The 21,985-nt window shown below is 70.5% G+C and carries 26 protein-coding genes and 1 pseudogene; 8 read left to right on the forward strand and 19 right to left on the reverse strand.

The features are described from left to right. Nucleotides 1–69 precede the first annotated feature (69 nt). A complete protein-coding gene (locus tag ACIA5D_RS31105) occupies nt 70–954 on the reverse strand; it encodes an arginase family protein (protein WP_396033901.1) in 885 nt (294 codons plus the stop codon). A gap of 69 nt (nt 955–1,023) precedes the next feature. Then, nucleotides 1,024–1,773: a phytanoyl-CoA dioxygenase family protein gene (locus ACIA5D_RS31110; protein ID WP_396033902.1), complete on the reverse strand. Its 750-nt coding sequence runs from the start codon at nt 1,771–1,773 to the stop codon at nt 1,024–1,026. A 69-nt stretch (nt 1,774–1,842) separates the two neighbouring features. On the opposite strand from ACIA5D_RS31110, the gene ACIA5D_RS31115 reads away from it, so the two are divergent. Then, nucleotides 1,843–2,727 carry a helix-turn-helix domain-containing protein gene (locus ACIA5D_RS31115; RefSeq protein ID WP_396033903.1) on the forward strand — a complete coding sequence of 295 codons (885 nt, stop codon included), beginning with the start codon at nt 1,843–1,845 and terminating at the stop codon, nt 2,725–2,727. A 20-nt stretch (nt 2,728–2,747) separates the two neighbouring features. Here ACIA5D_RS31115 and ACIA5D_RS31120 read toward each other — a convergent pair whose 3' ends face one another. The 3 genes from ACIA5D_RS31120 to ACIA5D_RS31130 all read right to left on the reverse strand — a co-directional run bounded on the left by ACIA5D_RS31120 (nt 2,748) and on the right by ACIA5D_RS31130 (nt 5,352). Beyond that, nucleotides 2,748–4,019 carry an MFS transporter gene (locus tag ACIA5D_RS31120; protein ID WP_396033904.1) on the reverse strand — a complete coding sequence of 424 codons (1,272 nt, stop codon included), beginning with the start codon at nt 4,017–4,019 and terminating at the stop codon, nt 2,748–2,750. Beyond that, nucleotides 4,016–4,555: an ArsR/SmtB family transcription factor gene (locus ACIA5D_RS31125; RefSeq protein WP_396033905.1), complete on the reverse strand. Its 540-nt coding sequence runs from the start codon at nt 4,553–4,555 to the stop codon at nt 4,016–4,018. Before ACIA5D_RS31125 ends, ACIA5D_RS31120 begins: the two co-directional genes overlap by 4 nt. Before the next feature lie 137 nt (nt 4,556–4,692). Then, a complete protein-coding gene (locus ACIA5D_RS31130) occupies nt 4,693–5,352 on the reverse strand; it encodes a hypothetical protein (protein WP_396033906.1) in 660 nt (219 codons plus the stop codon). A 121-nt stretch (nt 5,353–5,473) separates the two neighbouring features. Between ACIA5D_RS31130 and ACIA5D_RS31135 the strand changes: the two genes are divergently transcribed. The 3 genes from ACIA5D_RS31135 (at nt 5,474) to ACIA5D_RS31145 (ending at nt 8,586) form a co-directional block, all read left to right on the forward strand. Next, nucleotides 5,474–5,920 (forward strand): Hsp20/alpha crystallin family protein, encoded by a 447-nt coding sequence (locus tag ACIA5D_RS31135; RefSeq protein WP_396033907.1) that lies wholly within the window; start codon nt 5,474–5,476, stop codon nt 5,918–5,920. A gap of 39 nt (nt 5,921–5,959) precedes the next feature. Next, complete coding sequence (locus ACIA5D_RS31140) at nt 5,960–6,277, forward strand: hypothetical protein (RefSeq protein ID WP_396033908.1); 318 nt, start codon at nt 5,960–5,962, stop codon at nt 6,275–6,277. Nucleotides 6,278–6,600: 323 nt separating this feature from the next. Then, nucleotides 6,601–8,586, forward strand: a complete 1,986-nt coding sequence (locus ACIA5D_RS31145; RefSeq protein ID WP_396033909.1) for a cellulase family glycosylhydrolase — start codon at nt 6,601–6,603, stop codon at nt 8,584–8,586. Nucleotides 8,587–8,611: 25 nt separating this feature from the next. Here the strand turns inward: ACIA5D_RS31145 and ACIA5D_RS31150 are convergent, their stop codons facing one another. The 5 genes from ACIA5D_RS31150 to ACIA5D_RS31170 all read right to left on the reverse strand — a co-directional run bounded on the left by ACIA5D_RS31150 (nt 8,612) and on the right by ACIA5D_RS31170 (nt 13,108). Further along, nucleotides 8,612–9,280, reverse strand: a complete 669-nt coding sequence (locus ACIA5D_RS31150; protein ID WP_396033910.1) for a response regulator — start codon at nt 9,278–9,280, stop codon at nt 8,612–8,614. Further along, nucleotides 9,277–10,425 (reverse strand): sensor histidine kinase, encoded by a 1,149-nt coding sequence (locus tag ACIA5D_RS31155; protein ID WP_396033911.1) that lies wholly within the window; start codon nt 10,423–10,425, stop codon nt 9,277–9,279. Before ACIA5D_RS31155 ends, ACIA5D_RS31150 begins: the two co-directional genes overlap by 4 nt. Before the next feature lie 25 nt (nt 10,426–10,450). After that, entirely contained in the window at nt 10,451–11,233 is a 783-nt protein-coding gene (locus tag ACIA5D_RS31160; RefSeq protein ID WP_396033912.1) for an ABC transporter permease, read from the reverse strand. After that, nucleotides 11,230–12,126: an ABC transporter ATP-binding protein gene (locus ACIA5D_RS31165; RefSeq protein WP_396033913.1), complete on the reverse strand. Its 897-nt coding sequence runs from the start codon at nt 12,124–12,126 to the stop codon at nt 11,230–11,232. Before ACIA5D_RS31165 ends, ACIA5D_RS31160 begins: the two co-directional genes overlap by 4 nt. A 286-nt stretch (nt 12,127–12,412) precedes the next feature. Beyond that, nucleotides 12,413–13,108 (reverse strand): winged helix-turn-helix transcriptional regulator, encoded by a 696-nt coding sequence (locus ACIA5D_RS31170; RefSeq protein ID WP_396033914.1) that lies wholly within the window; start codon nt 13,106–13,108, stop codon nt 12,413–12,415. Nucleotides 13,109–13,230: 122 nt separating this feature from the next. Between ACIA5D_RS31170 and ACIA5D_RS31175 the strand changes: the two genes are divergently transcribed. Both ACIA5D_RS31175 and ACIA5D_RS31180 read left to right on the forward strand, forming a co-directional pair. Then, a complete protein-coding gene (locus ACIA5D_RS31175; protein WP_396033915.1) occupies nt 13,231–13,794 on the forward strand; it encodes a dihydrofolate reductase family protein in 564 nt (187 codons plus the stop codon). Between the two features lie 216 nt (nt 13,795–14,010). After that, a complete protein-coding gene (locus ACIA5D_RS31180; RefSeq protein WP_396033916.1) occupies nt 14,011–14,724 on the forward strand; it encodes a phosphatase PAP2 family protein in 714 nt (237 codons plus the stop codon). Nucleotides 14,725–14,832: 108 nt separating this feature from the next. On the opposite strand, the gene ACIA5D_RS31185 is transcribed toward ACIA5D_RS31180, so the two are convergent. Beyond that, nucleotides 14,833–15,249 (reverse strand): PPOX class F420-dependent oxidoreductase, encoded by a 417-nt coding sequence (locus tag ACIA5D_RS31185; RefSeq protein WP_396033917.1) that lies wholly within the window; start codon nt 15,247–15,249, stop codon nt 14,833–14,835. 75 nt (nt 15,250–15,324) lie between these two features. Continuing rightward, nucleotides 15,325–16,173, reverse strand: coding sequence for an SDR family oxidoreductase (locus tag ACIA5D_RS31190; RefSeq protein WP_396033918.1), 849 nt, complete (start codon nt 16,171–16,173; stop codon nt 15,325–15,327). An 85-nt stretch (nt 16,174–16,258) separates the two neighbouring features. Here ACIA5D_RS31190 and ACIA5D_RS31195 point away from each other — a divergent pair, with 85 nt between their 5' ends. Next, on the forward strand, nt 16,259–17,020 hold the full coding sequence (locus ACIA5D_RS31195) for a TetR/AcrR family transcriptional regulator (protein WP_396033919.1): 762 nt from the start codon (nt 16,259–16,261) through the stop codon (nt 17,018–17,020). A gap of 170 nt (nt 17,021–17,190) precedes the next feature. Here the strand turns inward: ACIA5D_RS31195 and ACIA5D_RS31200 are convergent, their stop codons facing one another. The 7 genes and pseudogenes from ACIA5D_RS31200 to ACIA5D_RS31230 all read right to left on the reverse strand — a co-directional run. Then, a complete protein-coding gene (locus ACIA5D_RS31200; protein ID WP_396034012.1) occupies nt 17,191–17,625 on the reverse strand; it encodes a MerR family transcriptional regulator in 435 nt (144 codons plus the stop codon). Further along, nucleotides 17,625–18,581 (reverse strand): hypothetical protein, encoded by a 957-nt coding sequence (locus ACIA5D_RS31205; RefSeq protein ID WP_396033920.1) that lies wholly within the window; start codon nt 18,579–18,581, stop codon nt 17,625–17,627. The genes ACIA5D_RS31200 and ACIA5D_RS31205 overlap by 1 nt, the downstream gene beginning before the upstream one ends. 110 nt (nt 18,582–18,691) lie before the next feature. Beyond that, complete coding sequence (locus ACIA5D_RS31210) at nt 18,692–19,438, reverse strand: energy-coupling factor ABC transporter ATP-binding protein (protein ID WP_396033921.1); 747 nt, start codon at nt 19,436–19,438, stop codon at nt 18,692–18,694. Then, nucleotides 19,435–20,196: a cobalt ECF transporter T component CbiQ gene (cbiQ, locus tag ACIA5D_RS31215; protein WP_396033922.1), complete on the reverse strand. Its 762-nt coding sequence runs from the start codon at nt 20,194–20,196 to the stop codon at nt 19,435–19,437. Before cbiQ ends, ACIA5D_RS31210 begins: the two co-directional genes overlap by 4 nt. Further along, the gene (locus ACIA5D_RS31220; RefSeq protein WP_396033923.1) at nt 20,196–20,579 is read right to left on the reverse strand and encodes a PDGLE domain-containing protein; all 384 of its coding nucleotides are present in this window, start codon (nt 20,577–20,579) and stop codon (nt 20,196–20,198) included. Before ACIA5D_RS31220 ends, cbiQ begins: the two co-directional genes overlap by 1 nt. Beyond that, the gene (locus tag ACIA5D_RS31225; RefSeq protein ID WP_396033924.1) at nt 20,576–21,274 is read right to left on the reverse strand and encodes an energy-coupling factor ABC transporter permease; all 699 of its coding nucleotides are present in this window, start codon (nt 21,272–21,274) and stop codon (nt 20,576–20,578) included. Before ACIA5D_RS31225 ends, ACIA5D_RS31220 begins: the two co-directional genes overlap by 4 nt. Before the next feature lie 190 nt (nt 21,275–21,464). Then, nucleotides 21,465–21,632 (reverse strand): annotated as a pseudogene (locus ACIA5D_RS31230) (response regulator transcription factor); the annotation flags it as partial. 32 nt (nt 21,633–21,664) lie between these two features. Here ACIA5D_RS31230 and ACIA5D_RS31235 point away from each other — a divergent pair. Further along, a complete protein-coding gene (locus tag ACIA5D_RS31235) occupies nt 21,665–21,844 on the forward strand; it encodes a hypothetical protein (protein ID WP_396033925.1) in 180 nt (59 codons plus the stop codon). The last annotated feature ends 141 nt before the right edge of the window (nt 21,845–21,985 follow it).

The following is a 21,985-nucleotide window of genomic DNA, read 5'->3' on the forward strand; positions in this document are numbered from 1 at the left end:
GTCCGACACGCAGACCCGGTGGGTGAGCGTCAACCGGAGTGGAATAACACGATCTTGGCCACTGCCGGCTCATCCCGGTGCTGGTACAGGACGGGCCAGGTCGGCCAGTACGTAGAGCAAATCCAGGGCGACCCCGCGCATGCGTCCGTCGTTGTCGCAGGTGGGATCCCACGCCGACAGCGTCGCCGAAGTGATCGGCATCCGCCCGGCAACGCGACGCAGGACGGCATGCACCTCATCGGCAAGCAGACCGTCCGGCGCCGCGTAGCTGTTGGCCGGCGCTATCGACGGATCGTACACATCGAGATCGATATGGACATGCACGCGATCCGCTCGTTCCGCCAGGGACGCCACCGCGGCGGCCACGGAACTGCCGTCACGAGCCTGGACCGGCCGGAGCGCGACGATTCCGCTGTCGCGCAGGGCCTCCGCCTCCCGCGCGTCCAGGCTACGGGTGCCCACGAGCAGGACCTGTTCGTCGGCCAGAGGGCGGAACCCGGGCCCCGTCGAAGTCGCAGCCCGCCAGCAACGGCCGGTAATCATGGCAACGCCTTGACCGTCAAGAAATCCGCCGGGGTCAGTCTCCGGAGTGTTGAAGTCGCCATGCGCGTCGAACCACACGAGCCCCAGACGCCGTACGGACGTGGACAGGCCGGCCAGCACGCCGAGAGTGGCATTGCAATTGCCCGACAGCAGCATCGGCACCTGCCCCGCAGCCTGAGCCGCGACCGTCTCGGCGGCAATCACCCGGTGCAGTTCGAAAGCGGTGACCAGCTCGGTTTGCCATGCCGAACGCGGGGAGAGGCGCTGCTGCTGCACGGTATGGCCACGGTCGCGAAGCCCTCGAGCGGCTCCGGCCTCGATCAAGGCCAACGGCCCCGCACCCATGCGCACCCCGTAGTGCCCCGAGTCGTACGGAAGCTCGAGCAACCGAATCGAAGACAGCCCAGACATGATGACTCATCGTAGAGAGGACTCCCCCGGACCGCCTGCCGATGGGACAGCCGCCGCTGCTGTATCGGATCAGGCCCACGCCCGAGGGAAGGTGTCGCCGTCGAGCCGGTCGCCGACGGCCAGGCCGAGTGGATCGGTGACGACGTGCGGGGCGCCGTTGTAGGTGGTGGCCGCGTCGATGTAGATGACGACGTGGGCGAGCCGGGCCAGGTCGGTGCGGTTGGGCAGGGCCATGTGGCCGGTGTAGCCACTGTGGAAGGTGCAGTCCCCGGCCCGCAGCGGCACGGTGACGCGAGGAATCCAGCGCAGCGACGGGTCCATCTCGAAGAGGTCCTCCTCGTGATGAAGGTCCTGCGGTTGCAGGCCGGTGCGGTCCTGGGTGCCGGGCAGGAAGGTCATGCAGCCCCGCTCGGGTGGCACATCGACCAGTGCGATCCACGCCGACAACGGGAGCCGGTCGCCGGCGTGCGGCCAGTACGGCCGGTCCTGGTGGAACTCGGTGGCGACATTGTTGTGCGGCTCCTTGACCAGCATCTGGTCGTGCCAGAGCCGCAGCGGAAAGCCGGCCAACTGCTCGGCGATCCGGCCGAGCCGCGTGTCGAGGGTGAGCGCGCGAAGGTCGTCGTCGCGCTGCCAGACATTGACCAGTTGGCTGAACGTGCCCTGCGTTTCCAGGCTCTCCGCCCGGTGGGCCTTGAGGAACGCCTCGGCGCTCCCCCGGAAATGCTCGACCTGGTCGCGATCGAGGACCCCTTGAACTCGGACGAAACCGTGCTCCCGATACGCGGCAACCTGCTCGTCGGACACCAGTTCTCTCATGCGTTCAGTCTCGTGACGGCTGCCCTTCGGGGCTAGGCCGATAGCGGCCAGCAGTCGTACGATCCCGACATGCCCTCGACCCTTCACGAGCACGCCCTGTTCGCCGCCGGGCCGATCTGGGGCGGCGTCCACCGGCTGAGCGCTGAGGTCGAGTCGCACGCCCACGACTTCCTCGAGATCGCCGTGATCGGGGCCGGTCGCGGCCGGCACGTGACCAGCCAGGGTTCGCAAGAGGTACGCGCCGGCGAGGTATTCGTGCTACGGCCCGGGGCCTGGCACGGTTTCCAAGCCTGCGCCGACCTGACCGTCGGCAACTGCTGCCTGTCCGCCCAGGCGCTCCGGGCCGAGCTGGCTGCCCTGTACGACCTCCCGATGCTGCGCCGCCTGTTGTGGACCGACCCGACGGCGCCCGCCACGCACGGCGTCGCCACCACGACGGTCGACCGGGCCGCCGCCGCCGATGCCATCGAGGAGATCACCCAGCTGGAACGCGAGCTTGCTCGCGCCCGGCCCCGGCCCGGCCGGGTGCTGGGCCGGCTGGTCACTCTGCTCGGCGTGCTGGCCGACGGCCGCGAGCCCGCCACCGCCGAGCCACCGGCTCATCCCGCCGTGGCCGCGACCGTCGCCCGGCTGGAGGCGACACCGGCAACGCCGTGGCGACTGGACGACCTGGCCGGGGCGGTCAACCTGGATCCCGCCTATCTGGGCCGCCTGTTCCTCCAGCACACCGGCCTGACCCCGATGAACTACCTGGCCCGAGTCCGCGCCGAACGAGCCGCCACGCTGCTGGCGCACACCCCCCGTTCCGCCGCCCAGATCGGCGCCGCCGTGGGCTGGGGCGACCCGACTTACTTCGCCCGCCGCTTCCGTGCGCTGGTAGGCCTGACCCCGACCGAATATCGCCGGCGCAGCCAAGCCATCGCGCCGGGCGGTCCGTACCGCACGGGGAACTGAACGTCGGCTCTGCGAGAGCGTCACACCGATGCGGGTGCCTTCTCCCTAACGGGATCGCCGGTCGAGGCAGCGCCAAGCAGTGCTGCCTCGACCCGGCGGTTGCTGGTCATGGATGCCGTCACGGCGGTCATGGTGAGGAGGAGTCCGGCGGCGGCGAAGAGCGGGGTGCGTACGTCGTAGGTGGTGGCCAGCCAGCCGCCGAGGAAGGCGCCGAACGGGGCGGCGCACATGGCGAGCATGCGGGAGGTGGAGGCGACCCGGCCCATCAGGTGGGCGGGGACGATCGCCTGTCGGAGGGAGGGCGCGAGCACCATCGTGGCGCCCATGCCTGCCCCGCAGACGGCGAGCGCGAGGCCGGCGACATACGGGTTCGGGGCGACGGCAAGGCCCAGGATGGCGAGTCCCTCGACCGCGGCCGTACAGGTGAGCGCGGCGCCGGTGCCGAGTCGCCGGCCGAGGAAGGAGGCGATGCCCGCGCCGAGCAGACCGCCGGTGGCCTCGGCCGTGAGGAGCAGGCCGAAGCCGAAGGCGCCGATGCCGAGACGATCGTGCGCGAAGAGGGCGAGGACGGTCTCCACGGCTAGGAAGGCGATGTTCCCGACCGCCGGACGCAGCGCGAGCCCGAGCAGCAACCGGTCCCGGAAGACGTACGAGGCGCCGGCCCGCGCCTGCCGAAGCAGCGACTCACGGGCCTGCGGTACGGGCCGGGGTGCGGCCGGCAGCGACCGCACGAGCAGTGCGGAGAGCGCGAACGACACCGCGTCGGCGAGCAGCGGAACCGCCCGTCCGAGCGCGAGCAGAGCACTGCCCGCGGGCGGCCCCGCGAAGCCGGACGCCGCGGTCTGGGTGCCGCGCATGCGGGCGTTGGCGCGCTCCAGGAGCGCGGGTTCGCGGCCGAGCAGATCCGGCAGATAGGCCGTCGCGGCCGTGTCGAAGAAGAGTCCGCCGAGGCCCAGCAGGAAGGCGACGGCCGCGAGCAGCGGAATGCTCAGCACGTCGAACGCGGCCGCTGCCGCCGGTATCGCGAGCAGCATCGCACGCGCCGCGTCCGCGACCCACATCGTGCGCCGGCGGTCCCAGCGGTCCACCAGCGCACCGCCGAGCACCCCGAAGAGCAGCCACGGCAGCGTCCCGGCGGCCGTGACAACGGCGAGCGCCATCGGATTGCGTGTCAGCGTCAACGCGAGCAGCGGCAGCGCGGCATGCGTCACCCCGTCACCGAGCGAGGACACCGTCTGCGCGGCCCACAGCCGTCCGAACCCGGCCGGCAACTTCCGAACGTCTGAGGTCACCTGGCGTCCCCTTCGGCCTGCTCGGGCTGCGCCGGCCGGAACAGCGCGAAGACGAGTGACACGTCCGGCAGCGACGGATCGGACAGCTCCCGGTACTCGTCCGCCAGTGCCTCCAGCCGCGCCCCCAGTTCCGCGAACTGCTCCTCGGTGAGCCGCAGGTGCGCCATCCGTACGTGTCGCTCGCCGTCCACCGGCGCTGCTTCCAGGTCCGCCACCGCATGCCGCAACAGCACATCCGGCCCTCCCTCGCCCGGATCCGGCAGCTCGATCGACCGCGCGGCCATCGCGTAGTACCGCTCGGTGACTCCCCGCACCTTCCGCGTCCGCACCACCTTCACCAGGCCGGCCCGCTCGAGCAGCCGCACGTGGTAGCTGGAGCTCCCCTTCGCGAGGCCCACCCGCGCGGCGATCTGCGTAATCGTCGCCGGCTCGAAGCGGAGCACGGCCATGATCCGGTGACGCGTGAGATTGGAGACGGCGCGTAGCTGCTCGTCAGTGGTGACGTGAAACGTCTCGGGAAGATCATCGATAGGCACGCGCTCAATGGTCAACGATTCTTGACCATTGCGCAAGAGGATTCCGTACGGGTCTTCCGGCTCTCAAGACGGCCGGTGGTGAGCTGGACGCTGGAGGCTCGGAGTTGTTCCCCACCACAGCTGGACCTTCGCGTGGCTCAGGAGGTTTCCCCGCTGCGCTGTGGGGGCTGCCGGCGGATCTGGTTGGTGCGCGTGGTGATGGTGTCGATCTGTGCGGCGAGGTCGGGATGGTCGGGGAGATGTTGGTGGGCCGCGGCGAGCAGATCGGGCAGGGCGGTCGCGTCAGGGTCACCGAGGGCTTGGTGCAGTTGCGCGAGGTCGTCGGTGGCGGCTTCGCCGAGGTCGGTCAGGGCGGTGATTTGGCCGGCGAGCCGGCGCAGGTCGGCGGTGTTGTCGTTGGCCCATTGGGTGACGGCGCGGCGCACGGCGCGGCGGTCGCGTTCGGCCTGTACCCGGTCGTCACGGGTGTCGCTCGGCTGGTTGGTAGGGGCGGAGACGCTGCGCAGGTAGCGCCGCTCGGCGGCCTGGCGGCTGGCCACCCCCAGTGCGGGCGCGAGAGCTTGCCAGGAGACCCCGGCAGCGCGGGCTGCAGCGATCAGGACCGGCTCGAGGCCGGCCAGCTCGCTCTGGGCCCAGCGCAGCAGCACCAGGGCGTCGAGCAGTTCAGCGCCGCTCACCGGCGATCTTTCGACGGTGGGCTGCTGAACCGCGTGCGCGGTGGCGGCGATCGCGGCAGCGACTACGGCGAGATCGTGGTCCTCGGGCGGTGGGCTCGCGACGGCAGGGGTGTCGAGCATCCACCTTCTCCTCTCGACGTCATCTTCCAGATGACGAACTACTTGTCATCGGCGCGATGACGTGTTAGAAAGACGGTATCGCGCATTGACTGCCAAGTCGAGACCGCAGGAGGTGGGAACCATGTTGATGCGCAGCGAACCCTTCACCGAGGTCAACCGGATCGCCCAGCAACTGTTCGGTGTCCCGGCGACCGGGACCTGGTCACGGCCGACGGCGATGCCCGCCGACGCGTACCGCAACGGCGACGAGTTCGTGATCGCGTTCGACCTTCCCGGGGTGGACGCCGACGCGATCGACATCGACGTGGAACGCAACGTGCTGACCGTGCGCGCCGAGCGCCGCCCCATCGACCTGGGCGAGCAGGCCACGGTGCAGCTGAGCGAACGCCCGCTCGGGGTGTTCTCCCGGCAGCTGTTCCTCGGCGACGCGTTGGACACCGACCACATCGACGCCGCGTACGACAACGGCGTGCTGGTCGTGCGGATCCCGATCGCGGAGAAGGCCAAGCCCCGCAAGATCACCGTTGCCGGGCGTGAACACACCGAGCAGAAGGTGATCACCGGCTGACCTGGCGGTTCGTCACGTCAGCCCTTGCAAGGAAACCGGATGTGGCGGGTGGTGACCGGCATGACCAGCAACCCCGTAGCGCAGGCGGGCACCGCGTTGTCCCCGGAGTGGGACCGCGGGTTCGACGAAGCGTTCACCGAACTCATCTGCGGCGACCCCGATCTGGTCCGCGCCGAGTTCGACGCCCTCATCGGCGCCAGCTTCGACGACCCGCCCACGCCACCGGCGCCACCCGCCCCATCCGCCGCGCGGCCGGCACCCTCCCCTCCGCAACCCGGCCCCTCGCCGACATCGGCGGCCGGGGACGACGAGCGCCGGCCCGGCGCCGCCGGCAACAACCCACGATCGCCTCCCTGATAAGCCCACACGAGGGACTGATCCAAGGAAATCCCAGGACGCGGAGCCCCCGGCGCCCACACCGTCCCGAGTCCTGATTCCACCTCCCACCGCGCCGCTGGGGCCGGCACCAGACCGCCGGCCTCAGCGGCCACACGGCGAAGGAGAAGGGAGGGTCGAACGCGGTATCGAGATGGAGATCGAGCACGCGGCCCCCGTGGCGGCGCAACCTGGCCCGACAATGACGCGGCGTGGGAGCGCTCCCGGATTGCTTGCGCAACTGCTAGCTTGGGCATTGGTCCTGGTCGATGCGACCGGGCATCGACCTCCAAGGAGACCGTGGCATGCGGAGACGTCTCGTCGCCGTGCTCGCGGCCGTGGCCGGCGCGCTCGTCGCGGCCGGACCCGCCGTCGCAGCACCCGCGACCCACCCCGCTGCGAACGCCGGGTTCGTCACTCGGACCGGCAGCATGCTCAAGCTGAACGGCAAGCCCTTCCGGTTCGGCGGCACCAACAACTACTACCTGTTCTACAAGAGCCGGGCGATGGTCGACGACGTCTTCGCCGACGCGCAGGCGGCCGGCTTCGACGTGATGCGGACCTGGGCGTTCGGCCTGATCGGCAACGCCGACGGCAGCAACTCCGTCGCCCCGGCGCCGGACGGCGTGTACTTCCAGTACTTCGACGGCGATAAGCCCGCCTTCAACGACGGCCCGGACGGCCTGGAACGCCTCGACGACGTCATCGACGCCGCCCGGCGAGCCGGCCAGCGCCTGGTGCTGCCGCTGACCAACAACTGGTCCGACTTCGGCGGCATCGACCAGTACGTACGCTGGCGCGGCGCCTCCTACCACGACGACTTCTACACCGACCCGGTGATCAAGGGCTGGTACAAGGACTACCTCGACCACATCCTCAACCGGGTCAACACGATCACCGGCGTCAGGTACAAGGACGACCCGACGATCATGACGTGGGAGCTCGGCAACGAGCCGCGTTGCAAGGGCTCCGGCGTCTACCCGCAGAGCGACCACTGCACCACGACCACCCTGACCGACTGGGCCGGCGAGATGACCGCGTACCTCAAGTCGCTCGACCGCAACCACCTGGTGAGCGTCGGCGACGAGGGCTTCTTCTGCGACGGCCCAGACGCCCCGGACTGGATCGACAACTGCGGCGAGGGCGTGGACAGCATCGCTCTGGCCTCGCTGCCGGCCGTCGACGTGATGTCGTACCACCTGTATCCGGACGGCTGGGGCAACCGCACCCCGCAGTGGGCCGACGACTACATCACCCGGCACAACACCGCCGCCAAGGCGCTCGGCAAGGCCGTGATGCTCGGCGAGTTCGGCTGGAAGGACAAGGCCACCCGCAATCCGGTCTATCAAGACTGGATCAACACCTTCTCGCGTACGGGTGGCAGCGGCTTCTTGTATTGGATCCTCTCCGGATCGCAGGACGACGGCACGCTGTACCCGGACTACGACGGGTTCACCGTCTACTGTCCCAGCCCGGTCTGCACCACGATCTCGAATGCCACCACGGAGATCAGCTCCGGGCAGCGGTCGCTGCCGCCGGTCGCCGACAACGACACCGCGATCACCGAGGCGAACACCCCGGTGACGCTGCAACCGGCCGCCAACGACATCGCCTACCGCACCAAGGTCCGCCCGGCGAGCCTCGACCTGGACCCGGCCGCCGCCGGACGGCAGACCAGCGCCACCGTCACCGGCGGCATGTTCACCGCCGACAGCGCCGGAACGGTCACCTTCACCCCGCTCGCCGGATTCGCTGGACGCGCTGTCACCCCGTACGTGATAAAGGATTTGGCGGGTCGATCGTCCAATGTGGCCACCGTGACCGTCACGGTGAAGCCGGACCCGGCCGCGGCACAGGTGCTCTACTCGTTCGAAGATGGAGTCGAGGGCTGGGCATCCGCATCGTGGCAGACCAACGCCGGCACGGTCGAGCAGACCACCGAGTTCGCCACCGACGGCGCCCACGGCTTGCGCATCGCGGCGGCCGACGGCGGCTGGTTCGGCGTCACCTTCGCCGAGCCGGTCGATATGTCGAACCGGTCGGCGCTGAAGTACGACCTGCGCACCAGCCCGGCGGCCGGCACCAACGCCGCCATCGCGGTGCAGACCGGCGACGGGTATGCCTGGTGCCAGTCCGGCTTCACCTGGATCAATCAGGACACCACGACAACGGCATCGATCGACCTGCAGACCAGCATGTCCTGCGACACCACGGCGCTCAACGACGTACGCGTCCTCTGGGTCTACATCAACCCGGGCACGGTCGATCTGGACAACGTGCGCGTCGAATGAGACTCTCGCCGGCCCGGCGGCGCCGCTAGCCGCCGGGCCGGACGATGCCGTTCTCGTAGGCGTAGACCACTACCTGGACGCGGTCGCGCAGCGCCAGCTTGGCGAGGATCCGTCCGATGTGGCTCTTCACCGTCGCGTCGGAGACCGCCAGCCGCTCGGCGATCTCCAGATTGGACAGTCCGCGGGCCACCTGCACGAACACCTCCCGTTCCCGCTCGGTCAGGTCGGCCAGCTGCTCCTCGACGGCCGACCCTCCGGTGTCCGGGCCCGGCAGGTGGCGGGTGAACCTGTCCAGCAGCCGGCGGGTCACCGCCGGCGCGACCACGGCGTCGCCCGCCGCCACCGCCCGGATCCCGCTCACCAGGTCGGTCGGGGGCACGTCCTTGAGCAGGAACCCGCTCGCCCCGGCGCGCAGGGCGGCGTGCACGTACTCGTCGAGGTCGAACGTGGTCAGCACGACGACACGCGCGTCGAGGCCGGCGGCGATGATCTGCCGGGTGGCCTCGACGCCGTCCAGCACCGGCATCCGGATGTCCATGAGGATCACGTCGGGGCGTAGCGCGCGGGCCATCGCCACTGCCTGCCGGCCGTCGCCGGCCTCGCCCACCACGGCGAGGTCGCTCTGGAGGTCCAGCACGGTGCGGTACGCGAGACGCAGCAGGGGTTGGTCGTCGACCAGCAGCACGGTGGTCATGAGGCTCCGCTCTCGTCGAACGGCAGGTGCGCGTGTACCCGCCAACCCTGGCCGGGCAGCGGGCCCGCGTCCAGCCGGCCACCGTACGACGCCGCACGCTCCGCCATGCCGGTCAGCCCGTGCGCATCGGCCGGTGCGGGAGCGGCCGGGCGGCGTACGCCGTCGTCGGTGACCTCGACCTCCACGCCGCCGGGCGTGTAGCCGAGACGGACGTGCGCCGTCGCGGCCGGTCCGGCGTGCTTGATCGTGTTCGTCAGGGCCTCCTGCACGATCCGGTACACCGCGAGGCCGGCGCCCGGTCCCCACCGGCCCGGCTCGCCCTGCTGGGTCAGTGCCACCCGCAGGCCGGCGGCGCGGACCTGCCCGACCAGCCGGTCGAGGTCGGCCAGCCCCGGCTGGGGGTCGCGGTCGGAGGCCGGCTCGTCGGCGTGCAGGACGCCGAGCATGCGCCGCATCTCGTGGAGCGCCTCCCGTCCGCTGGCGGCCACCATCGCCATCTTGTCGGCGGCCTCTTCCGGGGCCGCGGTCGCGGTGAGCGCCGCGGCGTCCGCGAGGGCCACGATGACGGTCAAGTTGTGCGCCACCACATCGTGCATCTCGCGCGCGATCCGGGCGCGCTCGGCGGCGGCGGCGAGCTGGGCGCGCTGGTCCCGTTCGCGTTCCAGCCGTCGGGCGCGCTCCTCCAGCTGGTCCAGGTACGCCCGGCGGGTGCTGAGGTTCGTGCCGAGCAGAGCGATGGCGATCAGGATGGCGTTGACCGGGATCAGGCTGCTCCACGGCTCGTCATCCACGATCCAGGCCACCACCAGGGCGGCCTCCACCGCGACCGCGACCGGCAGCAGGTACCGGCGGGGACGGTACCGGGCGATCGCGTAGATGGCGATCGGCATCACGAGGACGGTGCCCGGCAGGTCGAGCCCGGCGGCGTCGGATGCCTCGACGAGCACGAACAAGACCCAGAAGACCACGACCGGCGCCCGGCGCCGCCACACCAGCGGCACGAATATCAGGCAGTAACACAGCCATTCGAGTACGCCCGGATGCGCCTGCACGGTGCCGGGAATGCCGAGCGCCGCCGCGGCGGCCGCCAGTCCGGCGTCGGCCCAGCGCGGGTGACGCCGGGCGACGGCGCGGATGGCGAGCACGGCCTCCCCCATGGTCGGGGCCGGGTCAGGCGTCGCGGCGGAGCAGGACGACGGCTCCGCCGGCGAGAAGGGCCGCGACCCAGAGCGCGAGCACGGCGGCCCCGCCGCCTGGCGACAGCATCGGGAACGGGTTGTTGCTGCTGTCGATGGCGTACATCGCCTGACCGGCCGCGGTGGGCACGAACCGTACCACGTCGTCGCTGATCGACTCGGGCAGCGCGAACGGCAGCAGCGCCGGCACCACCATGGTCGCCGCCACCAGCGTCGTGATGGCGCCGGCCGTGTGCCGCAGCATGGCGCCGATGCCCAGGCCCAGCAGGCCCGACGCCACCGCCGCGGCGGCGCCGCCCAGGGCCGCGCGCAGCACGCCCGGGTCGCCGAGCGACGGGCCGTCCGCGCCGAGGATGGCCCGGCCGGCCAGCAGCCCGCCCAGGCACGCCGCGGCGATCAGCGGGGTGGCGAGCGCGACCAGCGTGGCGGCCTTGGCCCACAGCACGGGCGTGCGGCGGGGTACCGCGGCGAGCGTGGCCCGGATCAGCCCGGAACCGTACTCGCCGGTCATCAGCAGCACCCCGAACACCCCGAAGACCAGCGACATCAGGTCGATGCCGAGCAGCGCGCCGCCGACCGCCTCGGCCGTCGTCGGCGCCGGGCCGCCCTGGGTGATGTGGCGGTGCTGCGCGTACGCGGCCCCGGCGGCCAGGCCGATCACCACGACCGCGGTGGCGGCCAGCACGATCCAGGTGGAGCGCAGCGCGCGGAGCTTGGTCCATTCCGCGTGGATCACGCGGGGCAACGTCACTCTCATCGGTACTCCAAGGTGTCGCGGGTGAGTTCCATGTACGCCTGCTCCAGCGAGGCGCGTTGCGGGGTCAGCTCGTGGACGGCGATCCCGTGCCGGAACGCGAGATCGCCGATCCGCTCGGCGGGCAGCCCGGTCACGCGTAGCAGTCCCGGCTCGGTGGCGGTGACCGTGGCGTCGCCGGCCACCAGGGCGTCGCGCAGCCGCCCGGCGTCCGGCGAGCGCACCAGCACACTGCCCACCCCGACCCTGGTGATCAGGTCGTCCAGCGTGGTGTCGGCCAGCAACCGCCCCCGTCCGATGATGATCAGGTGCTCGGCCGTCACCGCCATCTCGCTCATCAGATGGCTGGAGACGAACACGGTGCGTCCCTCGGCGGCCAGGCTCTTCAGCAGCGTGCGGATCCACAGCACGCCGTCCGGGTCGAGCCCGTTGACCGGCTCGTCCAGGATGACCGCGGCCGGATCGCCGAGCAGGGCGGTGGCGATGCCCAGCCGCTGACTCATGCCGAGCGAGAATCCGCCGGCCCGCCGGCCGGCCACCTGCTCCAACCCGACCAGGCCCAGCACCTCGTCCACCCGGCCGGCGGGGATCCCGTGCGTCTGGGCAAGCGCCAGCAGGTGCGTCCGCGCCGTCCGCCCCTTGTGGATGGACTTCGCCTCGAGCAGCGCCCCCACTTCGTGCAGCGGCGCGGGATGCTCCCGGTAGGGGCGGCCGGCCACGGTCACCCGGCCGCCATGGGGCCGGTCCAACCCGATGATCATTCGCATGGTCGTCGACTTTCCGGCGCCGTTCGGTCCGAGGAAGCCGGTCACCTGCCCCGGCCGCACCGTGAACGACAGCCCGTCGACCGCGGTCTTGCTCCCGTATCGCTTGGTCAGCGCGTGTGCCTCAATCATGCGACCGACGCTAGAAGCTGGGCCGCGCGGCATCGACCGTCTCAGGTCGCACTCCTCGTGCCCGCGGTATCCACCTCAGGTCGTACGCGTCTCCGCCTGATGTCCTTGTCACGAACACCGCCGGCTGCGGGCGTAGCGGCGTTCCCGTGACCTGCAGGCGTCGCGTCCTTGAGCCGAAGCCCGCTAGTTGACACCGCGGTGGCTGGGGTCGGCCTTCGGCAGCGTCCGGATTTGCCGATGTGCGTGCAGGTCCGATGGCCGTGGTGTCAGGTACCTGCGTCCCTGGTCACCGACGGGTCTCGGGGGTGGCAGGGGTGGCGGAGGGTTCGTCTCGGTACGGGACGTGGAAGGAGGCGGCGAAGTCGCCCAATGCTGAGCTGTCGCCGGACAGCTGGAGGGTGCCGTCGGCGACCGCTTGGGTGGGGTCGAGGGTGCCCGCGAGCAGGTCACGTAGTTCTGGGCCGGCCGTGATGATGAGGTGTGGGTGGGGGTGCGGGCCTGGTGCGACATGAACGGCGTCGGTGTCGAGGGTGACGTGGACCGTCACGTCTGCGATGGCGACCTGGTAGGTGCGGCGTGACGCCGGCCGGGGAGCGTCTGCGCGGATGCCGGCTCGTAGCGCGCTGACCAGGGATGCTTCCGTGATGATCTCGCCTTCGCGAGGCGCGTGCATGTCGGCTGCGCCCCATCGGGCCAACGCGTCGAGGGCGGGTTGAAGCGCTTCGGCGCGTGGGGTCAGCCGGTAGACCACGGACCGGTCGGCGCCTGAGCGTGCCTCACGCATGACCAGCCCGTCTTGTTCAAGTTCCTTCAGGCGCGTGGAGAGCACGTTCGTCGGGATGCCGGGCAGGCCGGACAGCAGGTCGGTGTAGCGCCGCGGGGCGACCAGCAGGTCGCGCAGCACCATCAGGGTCCATCGCTGGCCGAGCATCTCTGCGGCACGGGCCAGCCCGCAGAACTGTCCGTAGCTGCGCGTTCGCATCCGCCCATGCTATCGCTTGACTTCGTAGTTGCAAGCATGCTCTTCTTTTGCAAGTAATCGAGACGAGGGCCGGCGGTGTCGACCACGCTCCGCCGATACCCGGTGAGACGAGGAGCGAGCCCATGGTCGAACTGAGCATCGACGTTTTCGTCAGCGTGGACGGGTACGCGTTCGGATCACGGTCGCCGGGCTACTTCGGCTTCTACGGTCCCGACCTGGAGAAGTGGATCAACGAGCACGCCGACCGGCCACATCGCGCGCTCATGGGTCGGCGGACCTACACGGCGCTCAACGAACTGCCCGACGAGGTTCGCGATGCCGGATGGCACCGCATGGTCACCACCCCGACGATCGTGTTCTCGCGGACCCTGACCTCTGTCGACTGGCCCGGCGCGACGTTGTGCGCCAACGACGCCATCGACGAGGTCCGTAACCTCAAACAAACCGGCGACGAAGACACGCGCACCATCGGCAGCCTGTCGCTGGCCCGGCAGTTCCTGGATGCTGGCCTGGTCGACCACCTTCGACTTCTCGTCTTCCCCGTGGTACTGGGCCAATCCGGGCAGCAACCAGCGCTGGCCGGCACCCCCGACCTGGCCCTCGAACTCGTCGACCACCGCATCCTCGACGGCAGAATCGCCTGCTACGACTACCGCCCCGCCGGGCCACCCCCCTACAGCTCGTAGGCCACACGCCCCACCCCAGGCGCGAGCAGGCTCCGATCAAGCCCCTTACGGGGCGCGGCACAGCGGAATTCAGGGTGACGTCGGAGTCGATGCCGGATGGCTCGGCCGGATGGCTCGGCCAGGCTACGAAGCATGTCGATGATCACGGGGAGAAGACGGCTGCGGCCACGGGGAAACACCGTCGAGCGGGTACGTCTGCTGCCACAACTGGCCGTCATGGTCGCCGCCGTCGCGGCGTACTTCCTGGTCCGGGGCGCTACCCAGGCAGCCACCGCCGAGGCCGTACGCAACGCGCATTCCGTGGTCGGCCTGGAACGCGCGCTCGGGCTCTTTCACGAACCCGGATGGCAGGCGTCGGTGATGAGCATGCCGTTCTTGCGTACGGTATTGAACGGCATCTACATCTGGGGTCATTGGCCAGTCATCGCGATGACGCTGATCTGGCTGGCGCGGCGGCATCCCGCCGTCTATCTGCGGGCCCGCAACACGATGCTGGTGTCCGGCGGGATCGGGCTGGTCATCTTCGCGACGTTCCCGGTGGCACCACCGCGGCTGGCCGGTCTCGGCATGACCGACACCGTCACGGTCGGTGCGCACGCCTACCGGGTGTTGCAGCCGGCGATGTTCACCAACCAGTACGCCGCCATGCCAAGTCTGCACGTCGGCTGGGACTTGGTCATGGGGCTGGCCATCGCGGCCGCGTCCCAGCACGCGCTGCTCCGGCTTGTCGCGGTTACCCTGCCGGTGGCCATGGTGATCACCGTCCTGTGCACCGCGAACCACTACCTCGTCGATGCGATCGCCGGAGCAACCCTGACCACTCTGTGCTGGTTGTTGGCCGGATCGGTCGGACCACGGCGCGTCGGCACGATGACATCGTTGCCGCGGGAGGATTTCGACCGGCTGCCGGCGCTGGCAGGTCAGCGCTGAACTCCGCGAACCACGACGGCGAGCCGGCGTCAGCGCGCGGCCGGCTCCCCGATCAGGGCCATGCCGGCCAGAACTCGTTACCACTCGGTGGCGTTCGAAGCCGGAAACTCATGAGACGTTGCGGTTGTAGGGCTGCACTTGGCCCGGAATGGCGCCCTGCTCCTCGGTGCCGTAGCTGATGATCCGCCGAGCCCGTACCCGGATGATCGGGTCGTCGTTGCCGTAGGCCGAGTCGGACGGCTTCTCGACCGCCTCGGCGGTACCTCGGATCTCCAGGCAGCGCACCTTCCACGGGCTGAGTGACGGCACGTCGTCGACGACGAAGGCGACCTGCCCGTTCGCCGCGACGTTGCGGTATTTGCGGCTCGACGTCAGGTTGTGGCCACCGATATCAATCGTGCCGAGAGCATGGTTGTAGCGGAAACCGACCGGGCTGTTCTGCAGTGTGCCGTCGGGGCGCAGCGTGGCGAGGCGTCCCAGCGGCTGTTCCTCGAGGTAGGCGATCTCGAACTCAGTGAAGGTCATTCCGTCAGGCTGCATGTTGAACCTGAGTCGAAGTCAAGAGCGCGGGCGCGACAGCAGCGAGGTTGGTGGGAACGGTCACAACCAGCGTAGGGCGTCTCGCGCGCTGCGCGGTTGGCGGCCGAGCAGTTCGCCGAGCAGCGGGTCGACACCGGCGAAGAAGCCGCCCTGCGCGGCCTGGTAGAAGCCCAGCAGGAAGCGCGTCATGTGCTCCGGTTGTCCGGCGGCGAACTGCGCGGCGATCCAGTCCTGCTCGTCCATCTGTTGGTAGCGGACGGTTCGTCCCGACAGTTCGGAGGCGATCGCGGCGAGTTCGGCGAAGGTCGGGGCCGCGGGCGCGGTGATGGTGGTCGGGCCGTCGTACCCGCCGTCAGACGCGAGGATCACGGCGGCTGCCTCGGCGGCGTCCTCGCGAGCCGTCCAGGAAACCGGTCCGTCGCCGGGCACAGCGATCACACCCGTCTCGCGCCACGGACCGGCGAGCCACTGGAGGCTGTGGGCGTAGAACCCGTTGCGTAACGAGGTCCAGGGGATCCCGGAGGCGGCCAGGAGCTGCTCGGTGGCGAAGTGGTCTTGTCCAGGGAAGAAGGGGTTGTCCGGTGCGGCGGCCTGGTGGCTGGTGTAGAGGATCCGTCTCACACCGGCCGTGAGCGCGGCATCGACCGCTGCGCGGTGCAGGCTGGTCGCGTCCGCGGCCGGGTCGTTGGAGGAGACGAGCAGCAACTGGTCGGCGCCGGTGAACGCCGCCGGCAGGGAGCCGGGGTCGGCGTAGTCGCCGCGCCGAACCTCGACGCCACGCTGCGCGAAGCGTTCGGCCTTCGCGGTGTCGCGTACGGCGACCGCGACCTGGCTCGCGGGCAGACGTTCGAGGAGGTGGTCGACGGTCGCGCCGTTGAGGGCTCCGGTCGCTCCGGTCACGATAATCACTGGTTCACCCTTCGCGTTATCAGTGGAAACAGATGGACCGTAGCGCCCGTAACCACTGATATCAAGTCGGTGTTATCGTTGGTTCGTGAGTGACGTGGTCAAGAGCCGGGCAGACACCCGGGCGGCGATCATCGACGCCGCGGCGTGGCTGTTGCACGAGAGCGGACCCGGCGCCGTGACGACGCGTGGCGTCGCCGAGCGGGCCGGCGTCCAGGCCCCGACCATCTACCGCCTGTTCGGCGACAAGGACGGTCTGCTCGAGGCGGTGGCCGAGCATGTCATGGCCACGTTCGTCTCGGACAAGGCCGCGCGCGTGGCGGCGGCCACGGCGGCGGACGTCGACCCACTCGATGATCTACGCGCGAGCTGGCGCAAACAGATCGAGTTCGGTCTCGCCAACCCGGCCGTGTTCCGCCTGCTGAGCGACCCAGAACGCGTGCTCAACTCAGGGGCCGCCCGCACGGGCCGACAGATTCTGGAGACACGCGTCCATCGGCTGGCGACAGCCGGGCGACTGCGGGTCCCCGAGCCGCACGCGGTCGACCTCATCCAGGCCGCGGGCGTCGGAACCATTCAGACACTGCTGGCAACACCGCAGGAGCGGCGCGATCCCGGCCTCGGCGACGCGATGATGGAGGCCGTCCTGGGCCGCATCCTGACCGACGCCCCGCCCGAGGCACCGGACGGAACCCTCGCGACGGCCGTCGCCCTACGGGCTCTCGCACCACAACTGCGAGTGCTCAGCGACTCCGAGCGACAGCTGCTGGTCGAGTGGCTCGACCGCATCACCCAGACACCCGCACGGGCGGCCGACATCGCCGAGACACCAGTGAATGCCAACCGATGAGCCCAAGGCGTCAAACGACCGCCGCGCCGGCGCCGGTGAGCACACCGGTGGCGATGAGGACCGGCAGTGCGCAGCAGGCGGCGCAGGCCAGCGCCGCCAGGCCGCCAGGCCGCCGGTGACCTTGCTGCGCCGCGGCGGCGTGTTGTCGACCACCACCGGAGTCGGCCGGCTCATGCGCAGTCTCCTGAGGGTCGCTCGGCGGTGCCGATGGTCAGGTACGGGATCGGGCAGTCGGCGCAGGTGCAGTTGGTGAGGCTGTCGCAGCGGGCGCCGACGACCTGGGTGAGGGTGGTGCGGATCGCGCTGAGGTCGGCGATCTTCTGGTCGATCTCGGCGATCTTGTTGATGGCTCGTTCGCGCAGGTCCGGGGTCGGGTGCCGGCGCCGGCCGGCGTCGAGGAGCTCGGCGACCTCGTCGAGGGTGAACCCGAGTCGCTGCGCGGCCTTGATGACGTTGAGCAGGGCGACGGTGTCGGGCGGGTAGAGCCGGTGCCCGCCGATCGAGCGGTGCGGCTCGGCGAGCAGTCCGCGGCGCTCGTAGTAGCGCAGGGTTTGAATGTTGACGCCGGCCTGTTCCGCGACCTCGCCGGTCCGCAATCCGTCCATCACGATGCCGTCGCTTCTTCTCGGTCCGGGACGCCGACCACGGCGGCCATGGTGTCGGCGGCCTCGGCGGGCATGCGGATCTCCAGGCGCAGGCCGGCGCCGTCGACGATGAGGGTGTAGCTGCCGAACGAGCAGCATCGGTACTCCGCGGCGGCGAGCCGGCCCAGGGTGCCGGCGAGGTCGACGTCGAACGGGAACCGCAGTGCCACTCCGTTGGGCGTGTCCGGTAGCGGGTCCCGGCGCTCGACGCGGCCGAGGGCCTGCTGCCAGACGCCGATCCGATGGTGCACGTCGCCGCCGTCGGCGGCAAGGTCACAGGAGAGCGCCGCCTCGCCCGACGCCGGGTCGTGCGGGAAATGGTAGGCGGTGCCCGTGGCGGCCAGCGCGCTGGTGCAGCCACAGCTGTCCCCGCACGGCCCGTCGTGCGTCGTGGTGGTCAGCGCGGCGGCCACCGCGTGCAACCGGCCGGCGTCTTCGGACAGCGACGCGCTTGCGCTGATCGTCTTCGCCCAGCCGGGGGTTCCCGGCCCGGCTTCGAGGGCCTGCCGGTTCACTTCGGCGAGGTCGGCCTGCACCCCGTCGAGCCGGGCGGTGACCGCGTCGGTCAGGCGCCGGTGAGTGCCGGCGGAGACGGCGACGGCGCGCTGAGCAAGGGAGGCGAGCACGTCGGCGTACGCGGCCGGGACCTCGATGTCGAGGACCAGGGCTTCGCCGTCGCCGGCCGGTTCCGGGGTGGTGGTGAAGGCGAAGAACGAGCAGCACTCGGTCTCCCGCGCGGCCAGATCCCGCACCCGGGCTGTCAATCCGGCCGGGCCGGTCAGGTGCAACCGGGCGTGGGTGGCGCTGATCGGGTCGACCCGGCGTACGGCCGTGGCGAACAGGTCATCGAACTCGGCCAGACGCAATGGCCGCTCGGCCGTGGGTAACGTGCACGCCTCGGGGACGTCGAACGACATCACAGGCTCCTTCGAGCAGGTGGTTCCGGCACCGGTGTGGCGCCATCCACTCGACGGTAAGCCTGTACCCAGGTACCGAATGCAAGTGTGGAGCCCGGGCGAACCGCTGTTTACGCGCTGGCCGGCTGGAAGCCGAACGGCAGTTCGAGGCGGTGCGCGCGTAGCAGATCCGGCTCGGCCAGCAGGTCGGCGGTGGGGGCGTCGGCGGCGATCCGGCCGGTGTCGAGGATGACCGAGCGGGGGCAGAGCTGCATCGCGTACGGGAGATCGTGCGTCACCATGAGGACCGTGACCGGAAGCCCCTGGAGGATCTCGGCGAGCTCTCGACGGCTGGCCGGGTCGAGATTGGACGACGGTTCGTCGAGCACCAGGATCTCGGGACGCATCGCGAGGACGGTGGCGACCGCGACCCGGCGGCGCTGGCCGAACGAGAGGTGATGCGGCACCTGATCGCGGTGCTCGGCCATGCCGACCGCCTCCAGCGCCTCGTCCACCCGTTGCCGCAGCTCGTCGCCGCGCAGGCCCAGGTTGGCCGGGCCGAACGCGACGTCCTCGGCGACCGTGGGCATGAACAGCTGGTCATCCGGGTCCTGGAAGACGATGCCCACCCGGCGGCGGATCTCGGCCAGCCCGGGCCGGTCGGCCGGGTCGACGCGCATCCCGGCCACCTCGATCGTGCCGGCGCCGCCGTGCAGGATCCCGTTGAGGTGCAGCACGAGGGTGGTCTTGCCGGCGCCGTTGGGGCCGAGCAGGGCGACGCGTTCGCCGGGCGCCACGGTCAGGTCGACGCCGCGTAGCGCGACACTGCCGTCCGGGTAGGCGAAGTGCAGGCCGGCGATGCGCAGCGACGGGGTCATGACAGCACCGTAGCCAGGGCGATCCCGGCGGATGCGGCGGGCAGCGCGCCCGCGGCGACCCATTGCCCGACCGGCGTCCGGGTGGTCTCGAGGACCGGGAGCCGACCGGTGTAGCCGCGCGACACCATCGCCAGGTAGACCCGCTCGCCGCGCTCGTAGGCGCGCAGGAACAGCGCGCCCACTCCGACCGCGAACGCCTTGACCTGCCACAGGAAGCGGGGGTCGTAGCCGCGGGACAGGCGGGCGATGTGCATGCGGCGGGCGTCGTCGGCGAGCACGTCGAGGTAGCGCAGCATGAATGTGGCGATCTGGGTGAACACCTGCGGGCAGCGCAGCCGGTCGAGGCCGAGGATCAGGTCGCGCATCGTGGTGGACGCGGCGAGCATCAGCGACGCCAGCACGCCCAGGGTGCCTTTGGCGAAGATGTTCCACGCGCCGTAGAGCCCGTCGACCGACAGCGACATGCCCAGCCACTCGACGCGCTCCCCGTGGCCGAGGAACGGCAGCGCGATCGCGAGCAGCACGAACGGCAGCTCGATGGTGGCCCGCCTGGCCAGCCAGCCGGCCGGCGCCCGGGCGAGCATCGCGACAACGGCCAGCAGCAGGGCGTACCCCGCGAACGCGACGAACTCCGTCCGCGGGGTGATCACCACGACGATCGTGAACAGCAGCACCGCCACGATCTTCACCTCGGGCGCCAGCCGATGGACCGGGCTGTCCCGGTCCAGGTGCAGCGGGTGCGCGTGACCGGCGCCCATCAGGCGCCGGCGCCGGTCTTACTCGTCGAGCCGGCCGCCGCCGGGTTGCCGCCGCGCCGCCGGGCCAGCCAGAACAGGCCGCCGCCCGCCCCGAAGGTGATCAGCACTCCGGCCACCCCGGCCAGCCCCGTCGAGACGTACGCGTTGTCGATGCCCTTGATCCCGTAGTCCGCGAGCGGGCCGTCCGCGAGCTGGTGGTCCTGCTCCTGCTGGAGCATGCAGGTGCCGCCGGTGATCTCGTCGTCGGCGTTGAACGTGCAGCCGTCGCGGGCGGTCGCGTCCAGGCCGTCCGGGCTGGACGAGGCGACGTTGCTGACCACGCCGGCGAGCAGCAACGCGACCAGCAGGCCACCGGCCAGGAACCAGCCGAGCTTCCTGTTCATGCCGGCACTGCGATCTCGACGGCGGCGGGCTTGCGGAAGTGGCGCAGCGCGTACACCAGGTCGGGCCGCACCCGGGCGACCGTCGCGACCGTGGTGGCGGCGATCAAGCCCTCGCCGATGCCGATCAGCACGTGCACGCCGGCCATCGTGGCCGAGATCGTCGGGATCGAGAGCTCGGTGGTGCCGCCGAGCGCGTACTCCAGGACGAAGCCCTGCGAGGCGACGGTCACGCTGATGATCGAGGCGATCAGCGCGGTCGCGCCCAGCCCGGCCGGGCTCTTCGGCAGCACCCGCAGCAGCCCCGCGACCAGCAGATATCCGGCGGCGGTGCCGATCAGCGCCATGTTCGTGATGTTCAGGCCGATGGCGGTGAGGCCGCCGTCGGCGAACAGCAGGCACTGCACGATCAGCACGGTCGAGACACACAGCGCGCCCACCCACGGGCCGGCCAGGATGACCGCGAGGGTGCCGCCGAGCAGATGCCCCGAGACGCCGGGCAGCACCTGGAAGTTCAGCATCTGCACAGCGAAGATGAACGCCGCGACCAGGCCCGCCATCGGCGCCAGCCGCTCGTCGAGATCGGCGCGCGCCTTGTACACGCAGAGTGCCAGCGCTGCCGCTGCGAAGAGGGCGAACACGGCCGAGACCGGCCCGTTCACGATGCCGTTGGCGATGTGCATCGCCACTGTGTCCATGTCGCCTCCCAGGCTCACCGGCCCTGCGCGGCCGGTTTCCGGGAGCATATGGCCCAACTTAGGCTATTGCCAAGGACTTGCAATTGATACGACATGGCGATTCTCCTCGCCGCGCCTGGCACGCCGGCTAACCCAACCGTTCACTGCGAGGCACGCGCCGATTGCGGCTCGCGAACGGGAACCTCGCGTCCTAGGAGACCAGGCCCGCCTGGTAGGCGATGATCACCAGATGGACGCGGTCCCGGGCGTCGAGTTTGCTGAGGAGCCTTCCGACGTACGTCTTGGCGGTGGTGCTGGTGATGGTGAGATGTTCTGCGATCTCGGCGTTGGACAGGCCTCTGCCCACCAAGGTCAGGACCAGGAAGCCGCCGGCGCCGGCGGCCGCTGACCATGGAGATCCATCACGCGATGATCCTCAGCGCCTGGCAACGGCTGACCCACGCGCACGGCGTACCGGAGGCCGTGGGTTCGCTCTATGCCCCGGTGCGCGAGTCGTGGATCGTCTACGCCGCGTGGCCGCTCGCCGTCGTCGCCCTGGCCATCGTGGTGATCCGCCGCCGCGACGTCTGAGCGCGACGGTCTCGAGGCGTCACGCCGCAGCGTTCGTGCCCGTCACACGTCCCGGGTCGAGCGCCAGGCGCCGAGTCCGAGCGCGGCGACGAGATACAGCGCCAGGTCGAGCTCGAGGGCCTTGGCCGCGCCGTAGGCGAG

The sequence above is a fragment of the Actinoplanes sp. NPDC051513 genome, from assembly GCF_044454685.1.
GTDB lineage: Bacteria > Actinomycetota > Actinomycetes > Mycobacteriales > Micromonosporaceae > Actinoplanes.

Excerpts from the sequence above, each read along its gene's own strand:
- ACIA5D_RS31105 (WP_396033901.1), bottom strand. The coding sequence starts at position 954 with ATGTCTGGGCTGTCTTCGATTCGGTTGCTCGAGCTTCCGTACGACTCG.
- ACIA5D_RS31110 (WP_396033902.1), bottom strand. The coding sequence starts at position 1,773 with ATGAGAGAACTGGTGTCCGACGAGCAGGTTGCCGCGTATCGGGAGCAC.
- ACIA5D_RS31115 (WP_396033903.1), top strand. The coding sequence starts at position 1,843 with ATGCCCTCGACCCTTCACGAGCACGCCCTGTTCGCCGCCGGGCCGATC.
- ACIA5D_RS31130 (WP_396033906.1), bottom strand. The coding sequence starts at position 5,352 with ATGCTCGACACCCCTGCCGTCGCGAGCCCACCGCCCGAGGACCACGAT.
- ACIA5D_RS31135 (WP_396033907.1), top strand. The coding sequence starts at position 5,474 with ATGTTGATGCGCAGCGAACCCTTCACCGAGGTCAACCGGATCGCCCAG.
- ACIA5D_RS31140 (WP_396033908.1), top strand. The coding sequence starts at position 5,960 with ATGTGGCGGGTGGTGACCGGCATGACCAGCAACCCCGTAGCGCAGGCG.
- ACIA5D_RS31145 (WP_396033909.1), top strand. The coding sequence starts at position 6,601 with ATGCGGAGACGTCTCGTCGCCGTGCTCGCGGCCGTGGCCGGCGCGCTC.
- ACIA5D_RS31150 (WP_396033910.1), bottom strand. The coding sequence starts at position 9,280 with ATGACCACCGTGCTGCTGGTCGACGACCAACCCCTGCTGCGTCTCGCG.
- ACIA5D_RS31160 (WP_396033912.1), bottom strand. The coding sequence starts at position 11,233 with ATGAGAGTGACGTTGCCCCGCGTGATCCACGCGGAATGGACCAAGCTC.
- ACIA5D_RS31165 (WP_396033913.1), bottom strand. The coding sequence starts at position 12,126 with ATGATTGAGGCACACGCGCTGACCAAGCGATACGGGAGCAAGACCGCG.
- ACIA5D_RS31170 (WP_396033914.1), bottom strand. The coding sequence starts at position 13,108 with ATGCGAACGCGCAGCTACGGACAGTTCTGCGGGCTGGCCCGTGCCGCA.
- ACIA5D_RS31175 (WP_396033915.1), top strand. The coding sequence starts at position 13,231 with ATGGTCGAACTGAGCATCGACGTTTTCGTCAGCGTGGACGGGTACGCG.
- ACIA5D_RS31180 (WP_396033916.1), top strand. The coding sequence starts at position 14,011 with ATGGTCGCCGCCGTCGCGGCGTACTTCCTGGTCCGGGGCGCTACCCAG.
- ACIA5D_RS31185 (WP_396033917.1), bottom strand. The coding sequence starts at position 15,249 with ATGACCTTCACTGAGTTCGAGATCGCCTACCTCGAGGAACAGCCGCTG.
- ACIA5D_RS31200 (WP_396034012.1), bottom strand. The coding sequence starts at position 17,625 with ATGGACGGATTGCGGACCGGCGAGGTCGCGGAACAGGCCGGCGTCAAC.
- ACIA5D_RS31205 (WP_396033920.1), bottom strand. The coding sequence starts at position 18,581 with ATGTCGTTCGACGTCCCCGAGGCGTGCACGTTACCCACGGCCGAGCGG.
- ACIA5D_RS31210 (WP_396033921.1), bottom strand. The coding sequence starts at position 19,438 with ATGACCCCGTCGCTGCGCATCGCCGGCCTGCACTTCGCCTACCCGGAC.
- cbiQ (WP_396033922.1), bottom strand. The coding sequence starts at position 20,196 with ATGGGCGCCGGTCACGCGCACCCGCTGCACCTGGACCGGGACAGCCCG.
- ACIA5D_RS31220 (WP_396033923.1), bottom strand. The coding sequence starts at position 20,579 with ATGAACAGGAAGCTCGGCTGGTTCCTGGCCGGTGGCCTGCTGGTCGCG.
- ACIA5D_RS31225 (WP_396033924.1), bottom strand. The coding sequence starts at position 21,274 with ATGGACACAGTGGCGATGCACATCGCCAACGGCATCGTGAACGGGCCG.
- ACIA5D_RS31235 (WP_396033925.1), top strand. The coding sequence starts at position 21,665 with ATGGAGATCCATCACGCGATGATCCTCAGCGCCTGGCAACGGCTGACC.